This window comes from Desulfogranum marinum (assembly GCF_963675105.2).
GTDB classification, from domain to species: domain Bacteria; phylum Desulfobacterota; class Desulfobulbia; order Desulfobulbales; family Desulfobulbaceae; genus Desulfogranum; species Desulfogranum marinum.
This window is the reverse complement of record NZ_CAXXRO010000004.1, coordinates 2,157,041-2,183,145: the sequence shown is the minus strand read 5'-3', so window position 1 is coordinate 2,183,145 and position 26,105 is coordinate 2,157,041. Positions and strand designations below refer to the sequence as shown.

Sequence of the window (26,105 nt, the reverse complement as noted above, 5' to 3'; positions counted from 1 at the left end):
GTTTGGGTAAATTACAAAAAACCATGCTCAGCAAGAAAAGAGGAACTGATTACACTTTTTCCGCTTTGGGCATTAACATTTCCACCAAGCAGTTTTTCCACATATTTGCCGATGATATCCACCTCGATATTCACCTTATCCCCCTGCTTCAAATCGCCCAGCGTAGTTGTGGACAACGTATGTGGAATAATAGATACCGAGAAACGGGAATGCTCGCAACTGTTCACCGTTAAACTGACGCCATTAATGGTTATTGATCCTTTTTCAATAACATACTTTGTCAAACCCGGGTCCAAAGAAAAGATGAACAAGGTGAAGTCACCCACAGTTCGTCGCTCTTCAACCGTAGCCAATCCGTCTATATGACCGCTGACAAGATGACCACCTAAACGGTCACTGAGACGAAGTGCACGCTCGAGATTTACCCTCGATCCGACGGTCAGACTCCCCATTCCTGTACGGGACAAACTTTCCGGGGAGACATCCGCAAGAAAACGGTTACCGGCGATATTTCTGGCTGTTAGGCAGGCGCCATTAACGGCTATAGACTCCCCTTCTTGAGGGTCGGTTAAATCAAAATCCGCCTCCAGGCCGAACACCGCACCTCCGCCTGCAGCTCGCTTCTCCACTACCGTACCAAACCCTTGAACAATACCGGTAAACATAGCAAACCTTATTTCAGGGCGTCTGCACGCTCTTCAAATTCCCGCGCCAGCCGTTCATGCTTAAAATTAGCATGAATGCCGGATATGGTTCGATAGGTATCAGCAGCGTTGGCAGCGTCTCCGGTCTCTTCATATAATTTGCCGATGGTTTCAAGTGTCTCGACGACGCCTTTTGGGTTGCTGATTAATCGGTAATGTTCCAGGATATCAAAAAGCAATTCAAAGGCATTGTCCGGCTCACCCATTTTCCTGTAGGCGACAACCATTTTTTTGTGCAAAGATGTCTGCGAAAAAGAATCGTCCTCCTGTTCACAAATTTCAGCAGCACGTTTGAAATGCTTTACAGCCATCTCGTATTCTTCGCGGATCATACAGGTGTCGCCCAGTCTGTCAGCGGCATTGGCTACTCCTTGAGTATCACCGTCCTCTTCGAAGCCAAGCAAGGCATTATGAAAACAGATAACAGCTTGGGTATAGTCTCCTCCGGAAAAATGTTTTCTCCCTGCCATGTAATCTCGCCTGGCAGGATTTTTGAGTTCATTTTCCCTATTCATATCTTCAGTCATCGGTCTTATGGAATCCATAGACTGAATGGAATCACTCACCATTTTTTTCTCCCTTATGGATATTCTCTATAGCGGTTGCAGCCACCTCGGCGACAGATGTTTCCAGCGGCTGCCCCTGCTCAAAAATTAGTATCGGAGTTTGATCCTGCTGTAACGGTAGCAGCTGCAGACCGGCCTCTTTAGCTGAAATCCTACCAAGCATACGTGCCACAAGAGCCCGGATTTCAGGCTTTTCATGGCCAAGCAAGCCGAAAAGCGAGTAAAAAGGCGTTTTCCGGATAAGATCAGGGCGGGTTGTAGCAATCTCACCAAGGCCCCAAAGAACAGCTTCCTGGGTAGCGGAATCATTTAAAAAATTATACAAATGCCGTGTGAATGCACCGTAGATATCCGGTCTACAGGCTACAATGGCACCAATGGCCTCGACCATCCCCCATGACGTTGACGCCGAATCCGAGCACGATTGAAATAATCGGTGCAGTTGATCTGCGACCGGTGCCGGCTCACGGGTGGAGATCCTTGCGCAGACTTCCCCCATTGTCCAGGCTATATTATATCGATCTTTCGCTACAGGCTCATAAAGAAGACGTTGCAGAAAACGCAGGGTTCGCTTGTCATCAAAACAAAGGTCGACGAGTCCATCCAAATCCCCCTTTTCAGCCAGTTCCTTGACCTGTTTTTTACTCGCCCGTTTTCGGGTTCGTTTCGGATCGCGTTCAGGCTCTAATTCTCGAATAGTGCTGCCTGCAGCACCCTCGCCCCTGGGTGCTTTGGCAAGTTTCTGCTGGTTTTGATCGTACCGCTCAACAATCTCAGCAAGCCCCTTGTGCAAACGGATAAAAAAAAGTACCCCCCGCGCAGCACGTCCATCGATGTTGCGTTTCGGACAGACCTGATGGGAGATATCATCGTAGTCTTCGATGCGCCCGGTAAGATAGTCTTCTTCTGCGACCAACTCCCAGGCAAGATCCCATTCGTCATTGCAGGCATTGACAAGGCACTCAACCATAGCAGCGCCGACATTGTGCCCGGTCGCATCACAGACATACACTGCTCCACACTCACATCTTCCCATTGGGAATTCGTTCAACTTTCGCTGAACAGCATCTGTGGGGCGACCAATATCCATCCCGCAAAAAGGACACCATGGCTTGAGATTGGATTCACCTTTATTTGCCATGATGTTTATCCAAGTTTTTCGTTAAGTGCGTCAACAAACCTGGAATCAATCGAGTAACCAAGCTCTTTGGCCTTTTCTAAATTTTGTTTGGACTCTGCATAGTCACCTTTAAAATACAAAGCAACTGCAAGGTTATTTCTTGCCATGGCTGAATCCGGCTCTAAGGTGACGGCTTCTCTCGCTGCTTCAACCGCTTTTGCGTCTTCCTCGTTCATGGTGTATGCAGAAGTCAAATTTATCCATGCAGTTATCAATTTTGGATCAATTTGAATAGCCAGAGAATAACTCTTAATGGCTTCAGCAACATCATTTTGATGCTGACGAATCAAACCTATATTAACATGCGCCTCTGCCATTTTCGGTGAAATGGCAAGTGCCTGTTCATTAAGCTCAAGCGCTTTTTTGGTATCTCCCTGATCAAAATAAATTGCTCCGAGATTGATCAGGCTTTCCATGGACTGATTGTCCAGTTCAAGTGCTTTTTCAAGCTGGAAAATTGCATCCTCAATACGGCCTACCTGACGGTATACCAGTCCCAGGTGGTGCCTGGCCACGACGTTTTCCGGCTTCTCTTTTACAACTTTTTCCAAATCACTGATTACGGTAGCTAAATCAGTCTTTTTTTCCACCTCAGACATAAAAAACCCTTTGTATCTTGGTTATAAAAAATATCGCAATATACGATTATTAGGTATCGACACCGCACTTTTTCCAACAAAAGCCTGGATTAAAAAAAGAACGTAAAATTCTACTTAAAAAAAACTTTAAAAAAGCAAAGCAGCGTACATTATAGGCATAAACCAGCAGGAAGCAAGGCTCTGAAAGGGAATAATTCACCCCCCTTCCGCCAACCTTGCATTGTTTGGCAAATGATCATGAATGATGAGCTATCAGTTTTTTTTCTCTTGCTTTTGCCAGCACCTTATGCGCAACAGCTATATCCTTACTGATTTGTCTAATCAGGCTGTCAGGTCCGTCAAAGGCTATTTCCGCCCGCAAATGTCGGAGAAGATTGATTTTTAAAGGGCGACCATAGATGTCGGCGTTGAAATCAAATATATGCGTCTCGGCAATCAATTTATTCTGCCCAAAGGTCGGATTGTAACCAATATTGGAGATACCTCCATACTGCTTACCGCCATACAGCACCTGGGTGACATACACGCCGGTTTTAGGACAGAGATCTTCTTCAGAAATGCACAGATTAGCGGTTGGAAATCCCAACTTCCGCCCTCTTTGGTGTCCCGGCTGAACCAAACCACGAATTTGGTAAAACCTGCCAAGTAACTTGTGGACATCACGCATTCGTCCTGCAGCGACCAACTCCCGTATTTTTGAACTTGATACGATTTCTCCCCCCACGTATTGCGCCTCCACAACCTGTACCGGAAAGCCTTTCTTCTCGCCCTGCTCTTTGAGAAAAGTTATGTTCCCCTGCCTTCCTTTACCTAGGGCGTAGTCGTACCCGACCACCAGGTATTGCATCCCTATTGTATCAATCAGGACATGATCAAGAAAATCCATAGCAGTAACAGCGGCCACTTCTCGTGAAAACGGGATAATCACCAGCACATCGATCCCGGATTTTTCAATCAACTCGATTTTTTGATTGGTGGTTGAAATAAGACGAATCCCATTGGGACTGAGGACCTTTAGCGGGTGAGGGGAAAATGTTACGGCAACACTTGTTCCTTTATGCACGCGGGCACGCTCAACAACTGTGTCAAACAAGACCTTGTGCCCTAAATGAACACCATCAAAATTACCGATAGTGACATGGGCATGAGGAAAAGGAGCCTTTATATCTTTTAGATCAGTATAAATTTCCATACATGCCGCCTACCCACCTGGAAGATGAATTTACCCCTGATTTTGCTAGGCCGAAGTGAGGCCGATAGATTTGAGGTTCTGAAGTGCATCCATAATTTTCTGTAACGCTGCTACCCTTTTCCTTTGCAGCGCCGAAACTATGGTTCATTCACAATGAAGAGCGTAGTAAATATCTGCTGGTCAGGTAATGTATAAGTATAGTAAGCGCCAATAACTTCCGTGGCAACTCTGTTACCCTATATTTTTCACTACCTGACAAGAGAAACATAACAACAAAATGAAACTGTGTTTGAAAAAGAAGGCATATGTACCCTAATTCAGAGAAACAAGCAAATCCTTCATTTTCCATTTGTCGCTTCTACTCAACCTTCCCAGCTTAATTAATTTCTCCGGACGCACTAGGGACGTTGAAAATGGTGAAATTGTCTTTTTCATCCACGATTCTCCTTTTCCCCATATATCAATTACAAACAGTCGGTCCCACAATGAACCAGACCATATTCTTTGTTTTTATTCATCTTGCTGACAAATAAATACTTGACAAAAATGCGATCTGCGAGCATATTCTCCCTCGCATTGCCGAAGTGGCGGAATTGGTAGACGCGCTAGGTTCAGGGTCTAGTGGGCGCACGCCCGTGGAAGTTCGAGTCTTCTCTTCGGCACCAAAAACGTAAAAGCCTTGTAGTCCTCACCGATTACAAGGCTTTTTCTTTTGGTATATGCGGTAATATGCGTTTTTCTCCTGATGGCTGCTCAACCCGTAAAGCAGTGTCCACGTCAGGTCTTCCGTGCCCATCCATCCAATGACTATAGGTTCCGACAGTAATTTCAATGGAGCTGTGTCCAAGCTGTTTTTGGACATAAGCAGGACTGTGATGATCCATTAGCAACCAACTGGCATAAGTATGTCGAAGATCGTGTGGGCTTGTTCGTTTTATATTGGCACTTGCGCAAATCTTGCGCATAGCCCCCTGGACCTTTCTCTGGCTGTACGGTCGGCCAAGCTTCTTTTTATCTGGAAACAACAGGCTGATATCAGCAGATCTTCCACCCTTTAACTTTTCCTTCTTCAAGGAAAGTTCCTGCTGGCGTAACTCCTGAAGTAAAAAATCTGGTAAATCTTCACCAGCGAGTGTTCCCTGACTTAGGCTTTGAAAATGTACCGCGTTTGTAGGGTTTCCTTAACGTGATATGCCCGTTTATTATAGTCCAGGTTTTCAGCTTTGAGCGCTATCGCCTCACCCAACCGTAATCCACCGTGGAGCATCACTTTAATGATTAACTCCAAAGGCTTGGAGCAGAGCTTTTCGGCCTTCTGTATAAAAGGTGCGGCGTCGTCCCTTTCAGAAATCACTCCAGCTGAGGGCAGGGCAAGGGCATAAAATTCTCAGCTAAATAGCACCTTCGCATGGAATGTGTTATCGCAAGCTGATCTGAATTATTTCTGTTCGATACTCATTTTTGTTTTCTCCCGCTGTAACAGGTTGCACGCTATATGGCGCAACCCAGCGAAATTTTCGAGAGCATTACCTTTTCTAATCCTGCATTCATCTTCTCGAAAAACAACATCAAGCACATAATGCAGCGAATGGAGAGTAGGCCGAAGGAATCACACCCCCAGCCTCTCGCAGAACGGTGCGTGAACCTCTCAATTCACTCCATTGGGTTTCGGACGTGGCCTTCCGTGAAGATGAATCAAGGGTACGCAAAAGAAGGTCCTGAGAATCTGGCAGTTTTAAGACACATAACTCTTACCCTTATGCGCCGGGAGAAAACTGCCAAGCTTGAAGTCAAAAACAAGAGACTCAAGGCTGGGTGGGATGACAACTACCCGGCGAGGGTCGTGTTTGGACAATGAGTTTGATGCAATTGCCCTGTCGGGCAGCCCAGGAGCAGCTTTGTCTCAAATTAACTTCCCTTGGCGCACGGCTTCCATCGGGCTAATGGCTGGTTTTAGAAGTTGGAGATAATCCATCCTAAAAAGTATCCAAAAATCAGGTCATCTCGGAATCCATTTTACGAGGTCTGCAGTAGTATCTTTTCACGACTTTAGAATAAAAACTCAAATCCTTATTAAGGAGATCCCCATGTCTGATTCCTCCCCCCCAATGTGCCGTGTGTCCTTATGACTGGCCCGATCGTTATTGCCGTAAATCCGGCGGTAAAGGCCCAAAGAGTTGCCCCTCAATTCAGATGAGGGATCCTTTAACCCGAATTTCTCATGAGTTTTTTGGTTTTCGACTTAACCTTTTGATATTTATAGAAAATACGGTAGCGCTAAAAAAACAGACTGTTTTTTCGTCGATAATCAAAAAAACTCACCCTCCGGGTCAGCGGATTTTTGCGCAGACTCTTTGTTGCAGGCCATTTCCGGTAGCTTACTATCGGAGTCTACGCTTACCTGCTGCGTGTCCTGCGCCTCGATCTGCGAAAAACTTCACTGATGAGAAATCCGGGTTAAAACGTTCTAATATTGCTACTTTAAGTGAGGCTATAATCCACTGGGAGCAGCGTGTCAGATTGACTCATATTATCGTTACCTGAAAAATATTTAGCTTTGTCTTTGCAAAGCCTACCAACTCATTTATAAACACTCCTACGTACTCCAACATAAGCTTCGATTGTAAGATTTTGTTGAGGTCGAAGTAAATACAATATAATCAAATTCATTAACAAAATTGAACAAGGTCAATAATCATGGCAATTGATCCCACGTTATTGGAGAAGCTCAATCGCAGAAGGCAGGCAGCCTTTGAAGGCGGGGGCAAGGCCAAACTGGCCAAAATGAAGGAAAAAGGGCTGCTGACAGCAAGGCAGCGGCTTGACATCCTGTTTGATACCAACTCATTCCAGGAGCTTGGCATGCACGCCAAGAGCAGTGCCCGCGGCTTTGGCATGGAGAAAAAAAATCTTCCAGGTGATGGTGTGGTTACCGGTATTGGCTATGTCGATGGTCGGCAGGTTGCGGCCTACGCGCAAGACTTTACCGTCAGTGGCGGGTCTCTGGGCCACACCCATGCTAAAAAGATCTGCCACCTCATGGATTATGCCATGAAGGCAGGGATTCCAGTAGTTTGTGTAAACGACTCCGGTGGCGCACGTATCCAGGAAGGGGTACAGGCGCTCTCTGGTTATGGTCAGATTTTTTTCCGAAATGTCCAGGCTTCCGGTTTGATACCACAGATATCGGTGATTGCCGGCTCTTGTGCCGGTGGTGCAGCATATTCACCGGCACTAACCGATTTTCTTATCATGACAAGAGAAAATTCCAATATGTTCATCTGCGGGCCGCAGGTCATTCAGAGTGCCACTGGTGAAAAAGCCGAGCTTGAGCAGTTTGCGAGTGCAGCAGCCCACGCATCGGTGAGTGGTAATATTCACCTGGTAGCCGAAAATGACCACCACGCTCTTGAGCTTTCCAAAGCGTTGCTCTCCTACCTACCGCTAAATAACATAGATGAACCACCGCACCAACTCGCTGAGCAGATCATCCTTGAGGAAGAAGAGGGTTTTAACGAGCTGATTCCTGAAGATCCCAAAATGGCCTTTGATGTCCTTAAGGTGATTGATTTGCTGGTGGACCGGGGCAGTTTTTTTGAGATCATGAAGGATTTTGCCAAAAATCTGGTCATAGGTTTTGCAAGAATCGATGGCATGGTGGTCGGCATTGTGGCTAACCAGCCAGCCTATAAGGTCGGTTGTCTGGATATTGATGCCTCTGACAAAGGGGCACGTTTTATCCGGGTATGTAATCTTTACCAGATTCCCATAGTCACCCTGGTAGATGTACCCGGGTTTATTCCAGGGCTTGCCCAGGAGCAGGGCGGCATTATCCGCCATGGCGCCAAAATGCTTTTTTCCTATGCAGCAGCTACTGTGCCTAAAATCACCTTGATTATGCGTAAGGCTTATGGAGGTGCTTACCTTGCCATGTGCAGCTCAGATTTGGGTGCTGATCTTGTTTATGCCTGGCCAACAGCGGAGATCGCGGTCATGGGGGCAGATGGCGCCGTAAAGATCATTTATGGCAAGGAACTTAAAGATGCAGAACATCCCGAAGAGCTCATGGCTGAGCTCAACGTACAGTACCGAGAAGAGTTCGCCTCACCCTATCAGGCTGCCGAAAATGACCTCATTACTGATGTCATTAACCCAGCCTCAACCAGAGGAATGATTTCTCTTGGTTTGCGGAGCCTGTACTCCAAGCGGGAAACCCGCCCACCGAAAAAGCACGGCAATATTCCGCTGTAAAAGGAGCGATTATGGAAAACATTGCAACAACACCTGGCTTTACCGATGCAATTCCGTATTTATCTGGTTTTTTATTTGTAATGTTGGTGCTGACGGTACTCTGGCTGGTGGTGACAGCTATCGGCTTCTGGTTTTGCAGCCAGAAAAAAAAGAATACTGCCGCTCTTTCTGCCACAGAAAAACTCGTTCCCACTCCTGCACCACCTGCTGGTCATCCGGATCAGCTACCGGAAGAACACCTAGTTGCGATTACTGCTGCAGTTACGCTGATGCTAGGTAGCCAGTATCGTCTGGTATCTATCCGCAATGCAAGTGCAAACTGGGGCCGTGAAGGTCGCAGGCAACACCTGCACTCGCATAGTTTTAGATAATCTCACAATATTTGTATATATAGGAAGAATTACCCATGAAAAAAAGAATGCGTATCACCGTAAACGGCCAAACCTATGAGGTTGAAGCAGAGATCCTTGATGATCAGCAAACTGCTTCGTCTGCCGCTCCTGCAGCCGTTGAAGCAGCAGCCACCGTCGTGACTCCCACCGCAGCGCCAAAAACAAAAGTTGTGAGTAGCGGCACATCTGGAGTTGTGCCAAGCCCCATTGCCGGAACTGTTGTCTCTATAGCGAAGCCGGCAGGAAGTGAGGTAGCTGCGGGTGAAGTACTTCTGGTGCTGGAAGCAATGAAAATGAACACAGAGGTGACCGCTCCCTCATCAGGCAAAATAACAGAAGTGAATGTTAGCCAGGGAGAAAGTGTTGAAGAAGGACAGGCTCTCATGACCATTGCTTGATAGGTCAAAGGAGACCTTATTATGGAACAAATACTTGCTACCCTCCAGGCCGGAGGGTTTTCCTTACTGACCTGGCAGATGTGTTTTATGTGGGTGATTGTGGCTGCGTTGCTGTACATGGGTATAGGTAGGCAGTATGAGCCGCTTTTGTTGGTGCCCATTGCCATGGGGGCCCTGCTTGCCAACCTCCCCATAGAGCATATTATTCTTAAAGAACCTGTCTATGAAGCGGGGCACCTGATTGAAGTTGGCGGCCTGTTTTATTATATCCAGCAGGGCGTCAAGCTGGAGCTCTTCCCACCAATTATTTTTCTAGGTGTGGGCGCACTGACGGACTTCGGGCCGCTCATCGCCAATCCAAAGACCCTGCTTTTAGGTGCAGCTGCTCAGTTTGGTATCTTTGCCACTTTTCTAGGGGCGGCATCCAGTGGCCTTTTTGGTCTTACTGAAGCCGCCGCTATCGGTATTATAGGTGGAGCAGATGGGCCGACCTCAATTTTTGTTGCCAATAAGCTTGCACCTGATCTCATGGGAGCGATCGCTGTGGCTGCTTATTCGTATATGGCCTTGGTCCCTGTAATTCAACCGCCCATCATGAGGCTGCTCACCACAGAGAAGGAACGTTGTATTCGGATGAAATCGCTGCGCCAGGTAGGGAGGTTGGAAAAACTGGTCTTTGCTTTGGTGGTGATGGTGTTTTGTCTGGTTTGTGTGCCTGATGCAGCTCCTCTAATTTCCATGCTTTTTATTGGCAATATCCTGCGGGAGTGCGGTGTTACCGAGCGATTGGTTAAAGCTGCGCAAAATGAGATTATTAATATTGTCACGATCTTTCTTGGCCTGACTGTTGGCCTGAAAATGTCTTCAGCGAATTTTCTTGATGCCAAGACTATGGGCATACTGGTGCTCGGCATCTTTGCCTTTGGGATTGCCACGGCATCAGGAGTTTTTATGGCCAAGCTTATGAATCTTGTCTGGCGGGAGAATAAAATAAATCCCTTAATCGGTTCAGCAGGTGTCTCAGCGGTTCCCATGGCTGCTCGGGTAAGCCATGTGGAGGGGCAAAAGGCGGACAAATCCAATTTTCTGCTTATGCACGCCATGGGCCCCAATGTTGCCGGAGTCATCGGCAGTGCACTTGCTGCAGGCTACTTTATCTCGTCAATGGGTTAACCTGGGTTTTTCATGAATATTGTGACCCTGCTGTAAAAGTGGGCATTCGGTTACATTAATCGTAATCAAGTCGATTTTGAGAATGCCCATTTTCAGGTTCTATAAACCGTATATTCAAAGCACGGCCTTACCTTAATGCTAAAATTGTCAACAAATGGGGTCGGAGTAAAATTAAAGGCTCTCTTTCGGCACGTTTTAATTATACTCTGACCCCATTTATTGCACAGGTTAAAACACCATACAAACAAGTATCAATTACCTTTCATCTCCCCAATTCTCTACCCGCTGGGGAATACAGCTGCAATATACCTTGTCGCCAAAACTAAAAGTGGTATTTTGCAAAAGCAAGTACACAAATCAATGCCATCAGGGGGAGCCCCTGTAAACCGTTTGCAAGGTATAACGATGTATAATTATTTATTTGGCCCAGTGCCCTCACGTCGACTAGGTATTTCCCTGGGCGTAGATCTTGTTCCTCACAAGACATGCACTCTTGACTGTATCTATTGTGAATGTGGTGAAACAACCAACCTCACCATGGAACGGCAGGAATATATTCCGGTAGACGAGGTACTTAAAGAGCTTGAAGATTATTTTCAAAACAATCCGGATCCTGACTATATAACTTTTTCTGGTGCTGGTGAGCCCACGCTCAACTCGCGGATAGGAGAAGTCCTTGCCTTTATCCGCAACCATAAGCCCGATGTCTCTATAGCCGTCCTGACCAACGGAACCCTCCTCGGCCGGGAAGAGGTAAGAAAGGCACTGCTTCATGCTGATCTTGTTATGCCCTCTCTGGACGCGGCATCAGCCTCTGCCCTGCAAACCATTAATCGTCCCCATGCTTCAATTACTCCGGAGAGTTACATTGAAGGCCTGGCATCTTTCAGCAATGAATTTACGGGAACATTCAACCTGGAAATTTTCATACTCCCGGGCTCCAACGACAGTCCCCAGGAACTTGCTGCCTTAAAAGCCGCTGTCCAAAAAATAAATCCTGATCTGGTGCAGCTGAACACCCTTGATCGTCCGGGAGTCATCCCGGACATTCGAGCTGCAGACCAGGAAACGATGCAACGAATCGCTGATTTTTTCAAACCGATTCCAGTTGAGATTATTGCAGCTGCTCCCCAACGAAAAGGTGTCAGCTCTTATCGAAATGATATGGAAGCTGCCATTGTTGAGACAATCATGCGAAGGCCCTGCACACTCGAAGATCTAGCAAGCATCCTGGGATCCCATGTTAACGAAATTAATAAATACCTCGGCTCACTTGAAGAACAAGGAAAGATAGAAGCAGTTCGGCAGGAACGAGGTCTTTTCTATCAAGCGAAAAACAAATTCTCCGACAATTGACGCACTACCTACCACCGCCCTTTTTTCACTCAAAGGGCGGTGCTGCTGCAACTAACCAGAATTTCTCATGAACATTGTGTCAACCTGCCAAATTACAAAAATTTTATACCTAAATCCTGCAATTGCCAAGTTTGCCGAAGGTGCGAGGCTGCGTACACGCAGACGTACTGTAGTACTTCAAGTGTGCGCAAACAAAGCAGATTCGGTAAAATCGGCAATCCCGAAGGGTGGCAAGCATGAAAAAAATGCTCTTAAACCTAACTCACATTAAAAGTGAACTGATTTCTTGTTGATAAAACCGATAACAGTCTGGAAAAACATAACTAAAAGCGTTTTTGTCATGTTTGACATGCAAGATTTAGGTTATACGTTATACAAACTAAGATGAAGTTGAAAGTTTTTGACAATGTTCACCAAAGGTCAGTCCATCCAGCACCATTTTCTTCAGTATTTTGGCAATGAATATAGGCGACTATCGGAGTCTACGCTTACCCGGAGTCTACGCTTACCCGGAGTCTACGCTTACCTATTCATTACCAAAAACTTTGAACCTGGCACGGCCTGAACTGATGAGAAATCTGGGCTAAAACCGTCAACTTACCCCGAACCGTCACTGTTCAGCAGTGCTCCAAATTTCTGCTTACCTCGTTCACCTTTTTTCCAGCTAATCCGGCTCAAACGAGTTTTCTTTACGTGAGAATCCCCAAAAGGACCTCCCCTACCATGAGTCATACATTTGATTATTACGAAACAAACGCCAAGAGTTATTATAAGCAGACATGCAATATCGACCCAACCCCCTTTCTCACCGTGGTCACTAAACGATTGTCACCTGGAGCCAAAATACTGGATGTGGGGTGCGGATCAGGAAGAGACATACTGTGGCTAAAGCAAAAAGGTTATCACGTACAAGGATTGGAGCGTGCACCACACATGGCCGAACTTGCAACCATCCACTCCGGTTGCCAGGTTATTGTTGCGGATTTTGAAACATATAATTTTTCGGACCTTGAGTGTGACGCCATCCTTCTGGTAGGATCGCTTGTCCATCTGCCGCATCTAAAACTCCCTGCTGTATTAAAACGCATTCTGGATGGCCTCAACAAAGATGGTTATATGTACCTGTCCCTTAAACAGGGAAAAGCAACATCGGTAACACACCAAGGACGAACGTTCAGCCTATGGCAACGTAACCAACTGGAAGCGGTTTTCTCGGATGTAGGATTACAACCTGTCCATTTTTCAAAAAACATTTCACCCATATATCCCAGTGATGTCTGGTTAGGTTACCTGCTCAGTCGTAAGACCTGACTGTCATCTCCGTCTCTGCAACTGAGTTTAGCCCGAATTTCTCATGAGCATTTTTTCATTTTATTACAAGACTCATGATTTCGAACTCATGCTATTTAAATTAATTACATGCAAAATTGACAAAATGCTCACCGAAGGTCAGTCCATGCGGCACCATCTTCTTCAGTATTTTGGTAGTAAATATAGTCTACTATAATTTACCACCAAAAACTTTGAACCTGGCACCGCCTGAACTGATGAGAAATCCGGGTTAGGCCACACCTCTTTTACCATACCAAACCGCAACACTTGGGTTGCATCCATCTACTCCTCTCGAGCAAAGAGCCTATACAGTGCACTGAATTTATTACAGAAAAAAACAGTGCGCCAGAAAAGTTGCACTATATTACTGCCTTTTTCCGGCCACGCTAAAATTGCTGCATTCGCAGCTATACAGTCGATACCCAGTGCTTGTTCTCTATAAAACACCTCAAACTGCAACATTTGGGTTGCACATTTTCAGTGAACACATCAAGTTGAAAAAAAAACAATTTGTTTACAGGAAAAAGCAACTCCACTAACTCATAGATTTTAGGGCTAAAACATAGACTCTATCACGAAACCCTTCACGCTTGGCATGAATAGTGCCTTTAACTCAACAAAATGAGACGCCTATGAAAATGCTATCCACCATCCAACATACAGGGTTATTCATTGTTGCCCTGCTGCTCGTCCCAGACCATGCTTGGGCGCTACAGCCCCATGGCGCCCCTGAGGGACTTTATGTACACCAAATGTCTCATGTATTGTTCACAGGAGCATTAATCTATCTGTACTGGCATACCCGCCGTACTCCAGAGTTGAGCAACAAGGGATGGCACTACCTGCAGCTGTTCTGCATCCTTTTTGCCGGATGGAATATGCTGGCCCTGGTCGGCCATGAAAGTGCCCGCCTCCTGAATCCCTCTGATTTCATAGACAAAGCGAGTTGGAACGAGCAGGTAGCAGGACCTATCACGCCAATCAAGATGGTGTATTTTATTACTAAAATGGATCATCTGCTGTATGTGCCTGCCTTGCTGGCTTTGGTTATCGGCCTGCGGAGCTTAAGCAAAGATGCCCAAAGAGAGGCTGATAAATGAACGCCCTCTCTCTGTTGCCTGCAAATATAATCGATATATGTGGCTCAGGGCTTGCTATTTTTCTGTCCTTCATGGCTCTGCGCTACTCTAGAATCTTGGTAAAAATAGAACCCAATAACTTTATATGGGGCTTTCTCTTTTATTTCTGCGTTGCAATGGCGGCCTTCTCTCTGTCCCGTGGCGTCGGTCACATTGCCCGCATTTTACTGGTATTCAGTGGATATGGGGCTTTTTGGAAACAGCTTTCGCCCTATTCAGGTGGTTTCAACACCATGCTGATTATCTCTACGGCTGCGGTTACTATTTATTACCATAAAGGCCTTGATGCATATAAAGCGATCCGATCAGAAGCGGAAAAGCTGTCCGATGCCAACACCAGACTGTTTGCCAGTGCCACCGAGCTTAAGCTGCTCAACACGCACCTTGAAGAAATAGTGGAAGAGCGTACTCGCAACCTTTCCAAATCAGAAAAAAAGCTGCGCAACTTCTTCGAAAATTCCAAAGATATCATCTATTTTTGCGACGAACTTGGCTACCTTTCCAGCGTTAACAGCAGTGGAAGAAGACTGCTGGACATAGACGAATCACTGGAAAAAGTTAGTTTTTTCGATCTCTTTGTCAATAAAGATGACCGTGAGCGGTACGTGGGAGAGCTGAAAAAAAACGGCTTTGTTCGTGACCTGGAAATAGAGTGCAAAGGCAGGGATGGTTCCATCCGCAATATTCTTTTCACATCCAATACCGTGTACGACGAAAACAACAACATGGTCGGTTGTGAAGGAATAGGAAAGGATATGACCAGATTGAAAACTATCACCGACCAACTCATTAATCGTGAAAAAATGGCTTCTGTCGGTGAAATGGCAGCAGGAGTAGCTCACGAGATCAACACCCCTCTGGGCATCATCCTCGGCTATACGCAGTTGATGATGGATGATTATGAGCAAGGAAGCGAAGCTTACACCAACCTTGAAGTAATGGAGCGCCAAACCAAAGCATGTCGCAAAATCGTTGCCGACCTGCTCAAGTTTTCCCGCCAGGCGGAAAGCGTCAAGACAGCACTGGATATCAACGCTCTTATCGAAGAAGTATTAGCCGTGACCGAGCACTCTTTAAACATTGAGCAGGTTGAGGTTATCCGCCATTTTTCCCCGGAACTGCCGCAAGTGACAGGGGATACCGAAAAGCTGCGCCAAGTAATTATCAACCTCTGTAATAATGCCCAGTACGCCCTGGCGGAAAAAGGAGGTGGCCAGATCATTATCTCCACCCAGGAAAACCAGGACACTGTACAAATCACAGTCATGGATACCGGCACGGGTATCCCCGATGAAATTAAAAACAAAATATTTGATCCGTTTTTCACCACCAAAGCCGTTGGAAAAGGCACGGGTCTCGGCCTGTCAGTCATCTATGGCATCATTCAGGAGCATGGCGGCACCATCACCGTGGAGAGTCCGGTAAATGATCCGAAAACCGGCAAAGAGATTAACGGAACCGCATTTCATATTCGTCTGCCGCTGAGTGCAGCAGCAGACAGCACAACCAGGGAGAATACCTAACAATGGCTGAAATACTCGTATTGGATGACGTACAGGACGCAGTGGTTCTCGTCAAAAAAGTACTTACCCGTCAGGGGCATAACGTACAAACATTCACTGAGGAGCAGGAGGCAATAGACCACGTGGGGAAAAATCACGTCGACCTGGCCATCCTTGACATCAAGCTAAAGAAAATGAACGGCATCCAGGTTCTTGAAGAAATGAAAAAGCTCAAGCCTGAGTTAAAGGCGATCATGTTGACCGGTTATCCTACCCTTGAAACAGCCCGAACTGCGATTGAGCTGGGAGCAGGTGAGTACTGTGTGAAACCGATTGATATAAGTGAGCTGAAAGAAAAAGTAACAGACGTTCTTGCCGGCTAAAAAACGACAATTTTCACATTCGAAAAAGAAAACGAGGAGAGTTGTATGAAACAATCAGTTTACTCCATATGCGGGATGTGCACAGTTCGCTGTCCTATCCGGGTGGAGTCTGAAAATAACGAAGTAACATGGATAGAGGGCAACCCGCATCAGCTGGACGGAGCCCTGTGTGCCAAAGGTTCTGCCGGCGTAGCCCTGCTCAATGATACCCAGCGCCCCCAGCAGCCGCTCATCCGTGAGGGTGCACGCGGTGCCGGACGCTGGCGCGAGGCAAGTTGGGAAGAGGCACTGGACTACGTGGCGGAAAAGCTGCAGCGCATCAAAAGCGAATATGGTCCGGAATCGGTCGTACTCTCAAGCCGTGGCGGTCCCTGGCAGGGTATGTACAAAGCCTTTATCCATGCCTTTGGCTCTCCCAACTATACCAATCACGACTGCACCTGTGGCCGAAACACCCACCATGCAAGTCTTTCCATTAATGGCGTTGGTCGTAAAGGCTTTGCTTATGACATAAAAAATGCCAAACACCTGGTGCTTTTCGGCCGCGACATGTTCTCGGCACTACGTATTGCCGAGAACAACCAGACCCTGGATATGCTGGATAACGGCGGCCGCCTGACCTACGTCGATGTTCGCCAGACCATGACCGGCGCCAAGGCTACTCGCTTTTTCCAGGTCCGTCCGGGAACGGATTATGCTCTCGCCCTTGGTGTCATCCATCAGGTGATCAAACAAGGTTATTACGACAAAGAGTTTATTAGCAACTACGTCACCGGATTTGATGAACTGTGCAGTTTCATCGAACAGTACACTCCAGCCTGGGCAGCCAAAGAATGCAATATTAAGGAAAAGGATCTGTTGGCCTTTGTCGAGGAAATAGGGGAAGACCGGCCCAACGTTATTTTTCATCCGGGGTGGAACCTGGCCCGCTACAAAGACTCTTTTTACGCCAGCCGCGCCATGCATATTCTCAATGTCCTGATGGGCAATATTGAGATGAAAGGCGGCCTGTTCATCCCCAAAGGGGCCGGCGACTGCGGTAAAAAAGGTATCCGTTCCATAGATTGTGCCAAGCCGGATATCAAACGCGGCGACGGTATTGGTTGGAAATACAATCACTTTGACAAGGGTCCTGGTCTTGCACATCTGTTTTTCAACAACATGCTCAAGGAGGATCCCTACCCCATCAAGGCCTGGATCGCCATGCGGCATGATCTGTTCAGCGGCATGCCTGATCCAGAGCAACAAAAACGGGCGCTGGATAAATGCGATCTCCTGGTCTCCATTGATGTCAACTACAGTGAGTTCGGCTGGTACAGTGACGTTATCCTTCCGGAATCAACCTATCTCGAAAGAGACACCCCCATTGTCCAGCAAAAAGGACTCAAACCACGACTTGCAGTTCGCCGTAGGGCAGTAGAACCAAAATGGGACACCAAGTCTTCCTGCGAGATATTTACCGGTCTGGCCTCTCGCCTAGGCCTGGAAGAGACCTTCCCGTTCAAAACCATGGATGAGTTGTGGGCATGGCAGCTTGAGCCCACCGGCTATACCATGGCTGACTTTGATGAAAAAGGTTTTATCGAATTAAGCGAAGAGCAAGTGTTCTTTGATCGCGATAAACTCGATGGTCAGTTCAAGACCCCAAGCGGTAAAATTGAAATCGTCAGTGAAAAACTGGACAAGGCGGGACTCCCGTCCTTAAAACCATTTGAAGCTCCTGAAATACCCAAAAAAGGTATGTTCCGTCTCATCTACGGCAAGGTGGCAGTGCACACCCAGGGACATACCACCAACAACCCGTTGCTGTCTGAGCTGATGCCGACCAATACAGTCTGGATCAACACCAAGCAGGCCAAAAAATTAGACATTCAAACAGGGGATCTGGTGGAACTTTCCTCTGCTGATAGATCCTACAATGCCACAGCAGAAGCGCATGTAACCGATCATGTGCATCCAGAGGCAGTGTTTACCGTCCATGGATTCGGCAAAGAAATTCCCCGTCAGAGCAGGAGTTTCATGGCCGGCATCAGCGACCAGAAGTTGATGGTCGGTAAACTCGATGAGTGGGATCAGGCCGGAGGCGGAGTCAATCTATGTGACGCCTTTGTCTATGTAACAAAGAGTATCCGCAACACCAAGAGGAGAGTGGAACTGTGAAAAAATATATGATTCATCTCAACAGCCGCAGATGTATTGCCTGCCATGGATGTACGGTGCACTGCAAAGTGAACAAAAACCTGCCGGTAGGCCCCATCCTCTGCGACATCAGCTGCACTCCTTTACAAAAGGTGGGTGGGATTCCAAAAACAGAGATCACCTTCTCTGCTTGCAGGCACTGTGAAGATCCACTGTGCGTTCCGGTCTGCCCTAAAGATGCCATGATCCAGCGCGAGGACGGTATTGTTTATATTGATCAGGATAAATGCATAGGATGCATGGCCTGCCAAAAAGCATGTCCGTGGGAAATACCCGTCATGAATCCAGCGACAGGCAAAGCCGTTAAATGTGATTTGTGCATGGACCGTCTCGATGCAGGCCTCAAGCCTGCCTGTGTAACCAAGTGCACCACCCATGCCCTGCAACTGGTAACCCTGCAGACGACTTAATATCTTCTGTTAGCAATAATCGTATAAAAACCGGCAGCAGGGACACTTCCTGCTGCCGGTAAAGAGAGAACCATGAGTTCACCCAGGCCCAACATAGAAAGTGATTACCTCACTGTCTTCCAGGAAGTGACCCGCCTTATCAGCACGGTTCATACCTCGCAAGAGGTTATGGATCTGGTGGTCAGACGACTCCCTTCCCTGCTCGACGTTGATGCAGCCACCATCAGGCTGCTTGATGCAGGGACCAACAGCTTTGTCTTGGGTGCTGCTTGGGGTGTCTCTGATGAATATCTTTCCCGCTCCACCATTGACACCAAAGAGGTGATGGATACGCTGATGGAGGGACGACCGACAGCGCGTAAAAATATTGACGTCACCTGTGACCATGACAGCTGTGCTTTCATATCCAACGAGGGTGTCAAAAGTGCGATGTCCCTGCCTATCATTTTCCAAGGGCAGATAACCGGATTGCTCCGCCTTTTAACCAAAGATCTGCGAGAATTCTCAGACCCTGAGATCAATTTTGCCATGTCCCTGGCCGAGCAGGTGGGCATAGCGATTTCCAATTGCCACATGTTCCAGGAGATGAAAAACCAGGTCACCTTTTTTAAAGCCCAACGAGAAATTTCACAACTGGTCAACTCGACGCTGAACCTGGACCAGATTCTTGGTGCAATTGTAAAAAAGCTGCCGGGGATAATGGGGGTCATGGCATGCACCATTCGCTTGCTGCAGCCGGCAACCAACCGTTTGGAGCTGGTAGCGGCTTCAGGGGTTTCCGAAAAATATCTCAAAAGAGGCAATATCAGCCGCGAAAACTCGATATTCAAAGTCCTCAAGGGCGAGCCGGTCGCTATCTATGACGCTCCCAATGACCCAAGAGTCAACTATCACGACGAGATAAAGGAAGAAGGCATAAAGTCGATCCTTGCCGTGCCTATTAAAAATGATCAGGAAATTATCGGTGTGCTGCGATTGCTCACCGATAGCCATCGCTCCTTTTCAGCAAGTGACATTCACTTTGCTGTAACAGTGGCTGAAGAAGGCGGCAATGCCATTGAAAAAGCCAGGCTCTACCGTAAAATCACGCTCCTCTTCAACCAAATTGAGGAGCATGAGCGTTTTTTGCAAACCATTCTCGACTCCCTTTGGATGGAGTTGCTGGTAGTTGACCCGGACAAACGGGTCATAATGGTGAACAAACAGTTTCTTACCACACACCAACATACGGAAGAGGACACCCTTGGCCGTCTTTATCGGTCTATATCGCCACGCACAGTCGAAGATGAGCAGCAGTTCCATCTTGAGCAAGTCTTAACCTCGTGCAAGCCCGTCACCGTGGTGAAGCAGTATCAGGAAGGCGACCAGGATAAATGGTATGAGCGCCACTTGACCCCGATCCTGAACAGTAACGGCCAGGTTGATTTTGTAGTCGAAGCAGTCAACGACATCACTGACCAGGTGATGCTGGAACAGGAGCATTCGCAACGGATGAAGCTCCAGGGTGTTATTGAGATGGCCGGGACGGCGGCTCATCAGTTGAACACTCCCTTGTTTGCAGCTCTGGGAACAGCCCAGTTGCTCCGTGATGATCTTTCTTCAGAGGAAATGATAGAGGAGATGGACCTGGTAATCAGCAACCTGAAAAAAATGGGTGAGCTAACCCGGGAAATGATTGATGTCACCGGATATTCGAGCAGCGAATATGTGGGGGAAACCAGGATTGTGGATCTTACACCAGCAGAAAATAAATGAACAACCAGCGCAGGCGACACCTTTCAGGGAACTTGGCTGGAGGAATTGACAACACAGGAGGTTGCAGTGATTGAAATGTGTATTGATGGAGCCAGAACAGTGGTGGAGAGATGGAAACAATTTCTTCTCTCCCCTTTAGGTATATACCTCTACTCCCTTATAACAGGTGCTGTCGGCATCGTTATTCTGCTGATGTTTTTTTCCATGGTGCTCTCACCCGCTGCTCTGTTGATCCTATTACCAGGCATAATAGGTTTTAATGGGGCAACAGCCGGTTATGGCCTCCTTGATAAATGCAGCAGCTTTCCCAGGCCGGCAATAGCCCTGACAAGCATTTCCCTGCTGTTTGCCATTATCGGCTGTGCCGTCATTGCAGTGCTCCAACCGTGGGAGCCGCCAATTGCCGCTCTACGCTCTTTACTGGCGACACTCTTCGCCCTTTCCGGCACCTTTTCCGGTGCCTGGATAGCAAAGAAAAAAACACGATTAAACAAATAAACATTTACCATTTTTTGCAGAGGAGGAGCCCAGTACATACAACCCACCTTTTACCTATGCGCAACTGAACACCAAATAACAATAAGGAGATAACAGTATGAAAACCATGCGCATCCCGTTTTTTACGGCGATGAGTCTCGCTGTCTTTCTTTTGGCGAGCTTCAACCCGGCATTTGCCGAAACAAAAGTAACCACTGATGGCAAAGTAGGCGACACCGTCACCATTGAAGGCACGATCGAACCAGGACAGGAACTATACCTGGCTATTGCTCAAAAGGAAGAATTCAAGCCTGCTGATGCAACCATGCCTCATGAGAAAAAACGTTTTGCCAAAGAAACCGATAAAAGAGGTTTTGGCATGGACTCCTCCATTCCGCCTCTTTATTATGTCCTCACCACTAACCCCACCGCCTTTGGTAAACGAGTCGACGACACCAAGTTCGGTGGTCCTTCGGTACTGCTTGGCAAAGGGCGTACAAAAGGTCTTTACTCTACCTACAGTTATCTGTTGGAAGAAGACTTTGATGCTATTGATGCCACAGCAAAGGCCGGTCTTGGTCCCATCAAAACAAAGGACCAGTGGACATTCCTTAAATGGGCCAACGAATCCAGCTACGGTATTAACACCATCGTTAAAGAAGGCAACCGGGTTGGAAAAATTGTTATTTTCTCCAGAACCGTGCTTCAGGATGATTCCAGCGGTAACTACTGGGATGAAGGCACCAAAATCAACCTGGACAAAGCTACCGGCAAATTCACCGCCACCTTCAAAAGCTTTCGTCATACTCCTCCGGATACCACCTTTGACATCTATGTCAATGGTAGTCAGTCCGGTTCTTTTGCATTGGAAGGCAAAGGCTTCTGGCTGGCTAAAGGCTTTCGCTACATGAACCCTCTCTGGATCGTGCTCGGTGCTATCGCTGTTGGTACCTACTTCTCCATGATCGGCGCCGCAGGCGGCCTGCTCATGGCTGCTTTCCAGGTGCTTGTTGTCAACACCATGGGACCGGTAGGGGTAAACGCTGCTAACGTACTCAAACCTTCCAACATGGCGCTGACTCTTTTCTCCCCGCTTGGTTCTTTTTACCGTTTTGCGGTGGTCGAGAAACGTGTGGCATGGCCGATCGGCATTTCTTTCGGCGTCGGAATCTTCATCGGATCGATCTGGCTGGGTAAATATGTTTCTGCAATCCTGCCAATGGCGGCCTATAAGGAATGGCTGGCGGTTTTAGTCGTGCTTATGGGTATAAAAACCGTCCTGGAAATGACCCCAAAGGCCATGGACAAGCGGAAAAACATCAAGGCCATGACCCAAAAATTTAACGCTGCCGTAAAAAGTGCCAAAGAAACCGGCGGTGTCATGGAAATGGGATCCATTGAGCCGATAAAGACAGGCTTAACCGATTACCGTTTTAAATTCTGGGGTGAAGAGTTTAAGATCAACCCACTCCTGTTTGCATTTCTCGGCGTACTTATCGGTATTGTTTCCCGTACCTTCGGTGTCGGCGGTGGTTTTCTCCTCGTACCGGCAATGACCTCTCTTGGCGCATTGCCAATGTATGTTGCAGTGCCTATTTCTCTGATAGGAACCTGTTTTTCCAGTATCGGGTCCTTCTTAGGCTATGTTATGATTGGTTACTGGCCTGACTGGGTACTTGCAGGTGCTATCATTATCGGTGGTTTTGCCGGTGGTATGCTTGGTAGCCGTGCACAAAAGATGTTCAGTGAGATACAGCTCAAGGTTGTCTTGGCAGCCACACTGTTCTTCCTCTTTTTCCGTTTTTTCAAAATCGAAGTTTGGATCTGAGAAAAAGAGCACTTGGATGTACAGTCTGCCGGGGATTTTTTTCCCCGGCAGTACTCATTTTATTATTTTCTTAAGCCCCACAAATATTACAGAGAGTATTATCGATGGATGCCGTTCTTGACACAATTTGGGAATATCTGGTAATCGGTTTCGTCCTGCTTGGAGACACAATGTTTTCCATTCTGCAGCACCTTCACTCGCTCGGACCTGTTTTTCTCATCTCTCTGCTTGGTCTGTGTACAGTAGGTCTTACAAAACTGCTCAACCGGTTTATTATTACCAAGCGTTACCTGGAACTGGAAAAAACCTACACCCATTGGCTGAAACTGCGTCAGGAAGCTATGCGCTGTGAAGACACCGAGAAAGGGAGTAGAATGGCACGTAACATTGACAAAGCCGAACTCAACAAAGCCTACTACGATTATTTTTTTGAGGGATTACTCCTTGGTATTGCACGCAAGGTACTGCCTATCTTTTTTATTTTTGCTTTTATCAACGAGTATTATCGACCCGAAAAAATGCTCAACCTCTTTGGCAGGGAATATGTGATCCAAATCAGTTCCACCGGCAGCGAACCGATTCTTATCGGTTCTGTGTTCTGGTACTTTATCTCACTGCTTACCTGTTACCTATTATGGAGCCTCACAGCCACACTGCTAAAAAAATACAAAAACGGAAAAACAACACAGATGGTAGGAATGATAAAGGAGATAAACGCCTGACATTTCCTTACATCTGCCTGTCTTCCCTGCCTTTTACAAGGAGAAAACATGCTGCTTAACGCACTTTTTAAGCATTGGAGCTACCGTCTGTTTGCCCCAGGAACCATGCTGCGGGAAAAGTACGAGGCTCTGAAGCAGCTATTGAATTTCGATATTGCCTGCCATGAGCAAATGGCTGAATTTCAGGATATGCTCCATGGAGGTTTACCGGTAGACCTGGCCGCCATCCGTAAACGCTTTACCCACTTTTCCCTCCAGGTTTACGGTATGATCGATGCCTTGGAGACAATGGCACCCGGCAGTTATGTTTCCCTCAAGAGCTATCATAAAAAATTTGACTTCTATACCCGCTTCCTGTTGGCACCTCCCAAAATAGATTTTGCTCCCCCTTTTGTACTTACCCTGCAGGAAATAGCATCTGACAATAACCAAATAGGCAGCAAGGCAAAAAATCTTGCCATTGTGCAAAACGAACTGAATATCCCAGTCCCTAATGGTTTTGCCGTTACCTCCAGCGCCTTTCACTACTTCATCGAATATAACAATCTGCGCCAGCCGATAGACGAACTGCTTGCTGAAGTAAATATCCATCAACCGCAATCCTTAAGCAAATCATCCCGCAAACTGCAGGAGCTCATCCTCAACGCTGAAGTCCCACCAGTGATTACCGAGGCAATGCTGAATGCTTATGACAGCTGGACAACTACAGATGACAACCCGATTACAGTGGCAGTACGCTCCAGTGCCATCAGCGAAGACGGCATTTTTTCCTTTGCCGGCCAGTATGCAACCGTGCTTGATAACCAGCGCCAGGATATATCGCAGGCCTACCGGAAGGTCATTGCCTCCAAATATTCGAGCCAGGCACTCTTTTACCGCATCACGCACGGTCTGGGTGATGAAGAGACAGCGATGTCCGTACTCATTCAGGAGATGGTTCCAGCCAAATGCAGCGGGGTCCTCTATACCAGTGGAATAAATGACGAACAACCCAATACCACACTCCACCTGCATGCTGTTCTCGGCCTTGGCGACAGGCTGGTCAGTGGACAAGAAAATCCCGATACCTATAAGTTATCCAAGGACCATCATCCACAACTGATTTCAGCATTACCCGAAAAACCCATATTGTCTGCAGAGCAGGCGGCCAAAATTGCACAGATCGGGCTCCAGATCGAAAACTATTTTACAGGTTCTCAGGATATCGAATGGGCCATAGATACCGCCAACATGGTTTTTATTCTCCAGGCACGTCCTTTACATCTCTCCAGCAAAAGCTGTTCGTCTGCAGAGCCCGGCCAGCACGACAACCTGCTTTTACTTGATGGCTGTCAACAGGCATCACCCGGCGTTGGCGCTGGATCAGTGTACCAGCTTGACAGCACTCACTCGCTGCAAGATATTCCTGAAGGAGCGATACTCGTTACCCGAGACAGCCCACCGGAATACGTGCAGGTCATCAACAGACTGGCAGCGGTTCTGGCCGAGCGAGGCAGCCGGGCCAGCCATTTCGCAACGGTTGCCCGAGAGTTCGGCGTCCCATACCTCACGGGGATTAATGAGGTGTGCGAGCGTTTTCATCAAGGCCAGATCGTTACCGTGGATGCCTGGAAAGGGGCTATCTATGAAGGAAGGATCGAATCTCTGCTAAGCCATAGCAGCCAAGCAATCCACCAGGGGCAGTACCCCCGGATTCTTCAAGAGGCATTGAAATTCATTACCCCTCTGGAACTTGTTGATGCCGCTGGAAAAAATTTCAAGCCCGAAGGATGCCGCTCCATGCATGACATTATCCGGTTCTGTCATGAAAAAGCTCTGGTCTCCATGTTTACCACCGGCAGACCGGGCACAGGCAGGGGTGCCTTGCGCCTGGTTGCCGATATTCCACTGGATGTCTTTTTATTTGATGTGGGCGGGGGATTCTCTACAGAGGTCAACAAGCGGCAATCAATTCCCCTTGAAGAGGTAGCCTCGGTCCCCTTTCACGCGGTATGGAAAGGGTTAACCAATCCTGGTGTTCAATGGAAACAAAAGCCTTTTGACTGGGAGGCGTACGACAAAATTGAACTGGCAGGTGGTGTCCCTCCCAAAAGAGACAGTTTCGCCTTTGCCAGTTATGCTGTGATCGGAACCGATTATCTCCATTTTAATATCCGCTTTGGTTATCATTTTACCGTGCTTGATGTCATGTGCGGAGAAAACGAAGCGGAAAACCACTGTATGCTCCGCTTTGCAGGCGGCGGAGGTGATTATGAACAGAGACTGTTACGGATTGATTTTATCGCCGGAGTACTGGAAGGCCTTGAATTCACCGTCGACAAAAAAGCAGACCTCCTGGAGGCAAAACTGCCTCCTCTTCCCGCCGGTATCATGAAAGAAAAACTGGATATGACAGGCCGTCTGCTTGGGGCCACCAAATTGATGGATATGGTCCTGGTGGACCAGCAAATGGTTGCCGAATATATTCAAGACTTTTATAAAGGACGATATTCATTCTCACAGGAAGGATAAATGCTGCAGAGCGTAAAGAGCTGTACACTGTTTTTA

General features: G+C 47.3%; 22 protein-coding genes, 1 tRNA gene and 1 pseudogene. 17 read left to right on the top strand and 7 right to left on the bottom strand.

Translation table 11 applies throughout. The annotated features are described in order from the left end of the window. Positions 1 to 11: 11 nt before the first annotated feature. From ACHZCY_RS18280 to ACHZCY_RS18260, 5 genes are all read right to left on the bottom strand, one after another. Positions 12 to 665 (bottom strand): riboflavin synthase, encoded by a 654-nt coding sequence (locus tag ACHZCY_RS18280; RefSeq protein WP_205220885.1) that lies wholly within the window; start codon positions 663 to 665, stop codon positions 12 to 14. 8 nt (positions 666 to 673) lie between these two features. Next, complete coding sequence (locus tag ACHZCY_RS18275) at positions 674 to 1,273, bottom strand: tetratricopeptide repeat protein (protein WP_205220884.1); 600 nt, start codon at positions 1,271 to 1,273, stop codon at positions 674 to 676. Continuing rightward, entirely contained in the window at positions 1,263 to 2,411 is a 1,149-nt protein-coding gene (locus ACHZCY_RS18270; protein WP_205220883.1) for a DVU0298 family protein, read from the bottom strand. Before ACHZCY_RS18270 ends, ACHZCY_RS18275 begins: the two co-directional genes overlap by 11 nt. A 5-nt stretch (positions 2,412 to 2,416) precedes the next feature. Further along, positions 2,417 to 3,049: a tetratricopeptide repeat protein gene (locus ACHZCY_RS18265; RefSeq protein ID WP_205220882.1), complete on the bottom strand. Its 633-nt coding sequence runs from the start codon at positions 3,047 to 3,049 to the stop codon at positions 2,417 to 2,419. 235 nt (positions 3,050 to 3,284) lie between these two features. Beyond that, a complete protein-coding gene (locus ACHZCY_RS18260) occupies positions 3,285 to 4,241 on the bottom strand; it encodes a bifunctional riboflavin kinase/FAD synthetase (RefSeq protein ID WP_319549930.1) in 957 nt (318 codons plus the stop codon). Between the two features lie 578 nt (positions 4,242 to 4,819). Between ACHZCY_RS18260 and ACHZCY_RS18255 the strand changes: the two genes are divergently transcribed. Then, a tRNA-Leu gene (locus ACHZCY_RS18255) sits at positions 4,820 to 4,906 on the top strand. 30 nt (positions 4,907 to 4,936) lie between these two features. Here ACHZCY_RS18255 and ACHZCY_RS18250 read toward each other — a convergent pair. Together ACHZCY_RS18250 and ACHZCY_RS23645 are read right to left on the bottom strand one after the other, a co-directional pair. Then, entirely contained in the window at positions 4,937 to 5,314 is a 378-nt protein-coding gene (locus ACHZCY_RS18250) for a tyrosine-type recombinase/integrase (protein WP_319549929.1), read from the bottom strand. Between the two features lie 365 nt (positions 5,315 to 5,679). Beyond that, positions 5,680 to 5,832 (bottom strand): annotated as a pseudogene (locus tag ACHZCY_RS23645) (ISAs1 family transposase); the annotation flags it as partial. A gap of 1,106 nt (positions 5,833 to 6,938) precedes the next feature. Between ACHZCY_RS23645 and ACHZCY_RS18240 the strand changes: the two are divergent. From ACHZCY_RS18240 to ACHZCY_RS18165, 16 genes are all read left to right on the top strand, one after another. After that, a complete protein-coding gene (locus ACHZCY_RS18240) occupies positions 6,939 to 8,492 on the top strand; it encodes an acyl-CoA carboxylase subunit beta (protein WP_205220879.1) in 1,554 nt (517 codons plus the stop codon). Positions 8,493 to 8,503: 11 nt separating this feature from the next. Continuing rightward, positions 8,504 to 8,863 carry an OadG family transporter subunit gene (locus tag ACHZCY_RS18235; protein WP_205220878.1) on the top strand — a complete coding sequence of 120 codons (360 nt, stop codon included), beginning with the start codon at positions 8,504 to 8,506 and terminating at the stop codon, positions 8,861 to 8,863. Positions 8,864 to 8,898: 35 nt separating this feature from the next. After that, complete coding sequence (locus ACHZCY_RS18230) at positions 8,899 to 9,282, top strand: biotin/lipoyl-containing protein (protein ID WP_205220877.1); 384 nt, start codon at positions 8,899 to 8,901, stop codon at positions 9,280 to 9,282. Between the two features lie 21 nt (positions 9,283 to 9,303). Continuing rightward, on the top strand, positions 9,304 to 10,455 hold the full coding sequence (locus tag ACHZCY_RS18225; RefSeq protein ID WP_205220876.1) for a sodium ion-translocating decarboxylase subunit beta: 1,152 nt from the start codon (positions 9,304 to 9,306) through the stop codon (positions 10,453 to 10,455). Between the two features lie 405 nt (positions 10,456 to 10,860). Beyond that, entirely contained in the window at positions 10,861 to 11,811 is a 951-nt protein-coding gene (locus ACHZCY_RS18220) for a radical SAM protein (RefSeq protein WP_319549928.1), read from the top strand. A gap of 723 nt (positions 11,812 to 12,534) precedes the next feature. Continuing rightward, entirely contained in the window at positions 12,535 to 13,122 is a 588-nt protein-coding gene (locus tag ACHZCY_RS18215) for a class I SAM-dependent methyltransferase (protein ID WP_319549927.1), read from the top strand. Positions 13,123 to 13,775: 653 nt separating this feature from the next. Further along, the gene (locus tag ACHZCY_RS18210; RefSeq protein WP_319549926.1) at positions 13,776 to 14,243 is read left to right on the top strand and encodes a hypothetical protein; all 468 of its coding nucleotides are present in this window, start codon (positions 13,776 to 13,778) and stop codon (positions 14,241 to 14,243) included. Next, positions 14,240 to 15,805, top strand: coding sequence for a PAS domain-containing sensor histidine kinase (locus tag ACHZCY_RS18205; protein ID WP_205220872.1), 1,566 nt, complete (start codon positions 14,240 to 14,242; stop codon positions 15,803 to 15,805). Before ACHZCY_RS18210 ends, ACHZCY_RS18205 begins: the two co-directional genes overlap by 4 nt. 2 nt (positions 15,806 to 15,807) lie before the next feature. Further along, on the top strand, positions 15,808 to 16,167 hold the full coding sequence (locus ACHZCY_RS18200) for a response regulator (RefSeq protein ID WP_205220871.1): 360 nt from the start codon (positions 15,808 to 15,810) through the stop codon (positions 16,165 to 16,167). Between the two features lie 45 nt (positions 16,168 to 16,212). Further along, positions 16,213 to 18,327, top strand: a complete 2,115-nt coding sequence (locus tag ACHZCY_RS18195) for a molybdopterin-containing oxidoreductase family protein (RefSeq protein ID WP_205220870.1) — start codon at positions 16,213 to 16,215, stop codon at positions 18,325 to 18,327. Continuing rightward, the gene (locus ACHZCY_RS18190) at positions 18,324 to 18,776 is read left to right on the top strand and encodes a 4Fe-4S dicluster domain-containing protein (RefSeq protein WP_205220869.1); all 453 of its coding nucleotides are present in this window, start codon (positions 18,324 to 18,326) and stop codon (positions 18,774 to 18,776) included. The genes ACHZCY_RS18195 and ACHZCY_RS18190 overlap by 4 nt, the downstream gene beginning before the upstream one ends. A 72-nt stretch (positions 18,777 to 18,848) precedes the next feature. Beyond that, on the top strand, positions 18,849 to 20,531 hold the full coding sequence (locus ACHZCY_RS18185) for a GAF domain-containing protein (protein ID WP_319549925.1): 1,683 nt from the start codon (positions 18,849 to 18,851) through the stop codon (positions 20,529 to 20,531). A gap of 66 nt (positions 20,532 to 20,597) precedes the next feature. Beyond that, positions 20,598 to 21,029 (top strand): hypothetical protein, encoded by a 432-nt coding sequence (locus ACHZCY_RS18180; RefSeq protein WP_319549924.1) that lies wholly within the window; start codon positions 20,598 to 20,600, stop codon positions 21,027 to 21,029. Between the two features lie 97 nt (positions 21,030 to 21,126). Further along, positions 21,127 to 22,836: a sulfite exporter TauE/SafE family protein gene (locus tag ACHZCY_RS18175; RefSeq protein ID WP_205220866.1), complete on the top strand. Its 1,710-nt coding sequence runs from the start codon at positions 21,127 to 21,129 to the stop codon at positions 22,834 to 22,836. 104 nt (positions 22,837 to 22,940) lie between these two features. Then, entirely contained in the window at positions 22,941 to 23,558 is a 618-nt protein-coding gene (locus ACHZCY_RS18170; RefSeq protein WP_319549923.1) for a hypothetical protein, read from the top strand. Positions 23,559 to 23,606: 48 nt separating this feature from the next. Then, positions 23,607 to 26,069 (top strand): PEP/pyruvate-binding domain-containing protein, encoded by a 2,463-nt coding sequence (locus tag ACHZCY_RS18165; RefSeq protein ID WP_319549922.1) that lies wholly within the window; start codon positions 23,607 to 23,609, stop codon positions 26,067 to 26,069. Positions 26,070 to 26,105: the final 36 nt, after the last annotated feature.

Bases quoted from the DNA above. Each gene is read 5' to 3' on its own strand.
- ACHZCY_RS18280 (WP_205220885.1), bottom strand. From the start codon at position 665: ATGTTTACCGGTATTGTTCAAGGGTTTGGTACGGTAGTGGAGAAGCGA.
- ACHZCY_RS18275 (WP_205220884.1), bottom strand. From the start codon at position 1,273: ATGGTGAGTGATTCCATTCAGTCTATGGATTCCATAAGACCGATGACT.
- ACHZCY_RS18270 (WP_205220883.1), bottom strand. From the start codon at position 2,411: ATGGCAAATAAAGGTGAATCCAATCTCAAGCCATGGTGTCCTTTTTGC.
- ACHZCY_RS18265 (WP_205220882.1), bottom strand. From the start codon at position 3,049: ATGTCTGAGGTGGAAAAAAAGACTGATTTAGCTACCGTAATCAGTGAT.
- ACHZCY_RS18260 (WP_319549930.1), bottom strand. From the start codon at position 4,241: ATGGAAATTTATACTGATCTAAAAGATATAAAGGCTCCTTTTCCTCAT.
- ACHZCY_RS18240 (WP_205220879.1), top strand. From the start codon at position 6,939: ATGGCAATTGATCCCACGTTATTGGAGAAGCTCAATCGCAGAAGGCAG.
- ACHZCY_RS18235 (WP_205220878.1), top strand. From the start codon at position 8,504: ATGGAAAACATTGCAACAACACCTGGCTTTACCGATGCAATTCCGTAT.
- ACHZCY_RS18230 (WP_205220877.1), top strand. From the start codon at position 8,899: ATGAAAAAAAGAATGCGTATCACCGTAAACGGCCAAACCTATGAGGTT.
- ACHZCY_RS18225 (WP_205220876.1), top strand. From the start codon at position 9,304: ATGGAACAAATACTTGCTACCCTCCAGGCCGGAGGGTTTTCCTTACTG.
- ACHZCY_RS18220 (WP_319549928.1), top strand. From the start codon at position 10,861: ATGTATAATTATTTATTTGGCCCAGTGCCCTCACGTCGACTAGGTATT.
- ACHZCY_RS18215 (WP_319549927.1), top strand. From the start codon at position 12,535: ATGAGTCATACATTTGATTATTACGAAACAAACGCCAAGAGTTATTAT.
- ACHZCY_RS18210 (WP_319549926.1), top strand. From the start codon at position 13,776: ATGAAAATGCTATCCACCATCCAACATACAGGGTTATTCATTGTTGCC.
- ACHZCY_RS18205 (WP_205220872.1), top strand. From the start codon at position 14,240: ATGAACGCCCTCTCTCTGTTGCCTGCAAATATAATCGATATATGTGGC.
- ACHZCY_RS18200 (WP_205220871.1), top strand. From the start codon at position 15,808: ATGGCTGAAATACTCGTATTGGATGACGTACAGGACGCAGTGGTTCTC.
- ACHZCY_RS18195 (WP_205220870.1), top strand. From the start codon at position 16,213: ATGAAACAATCAGTTTACTCCATATGCGGGATGTGCACAGTTCGCTGT.
- ACHZCY_RS18185 (WP_319549925.1), top strand. From the start codon at position 18,849: ATGAGTTCACCCAGGCCCAACATAGAAAGTGATTACCTCACTGTCTTC.
- ACHZCY_RS18175 (WP_205220866.1), top strand. From the start codon at position 21,127: ATGAAAACCATGCGCATCCCGTTTTTTACGGCGATGAGTCTCGCTGTC.
- ACHZCY_RS18170 (WP_319549923.1), top strand. From the start codon at position 22,941: ATGGATGCCGTTCTTGACACAATTTGGGAATATCTGGTAATCGGTTTC.
- ACHZCY_RS18165 (WP_319549922.1), top strand. From the start codon at position 23,607: ATGCTGCTTAACGCACTTTTTAAGCATTGGAGCTACCGTCTGTTTGCC.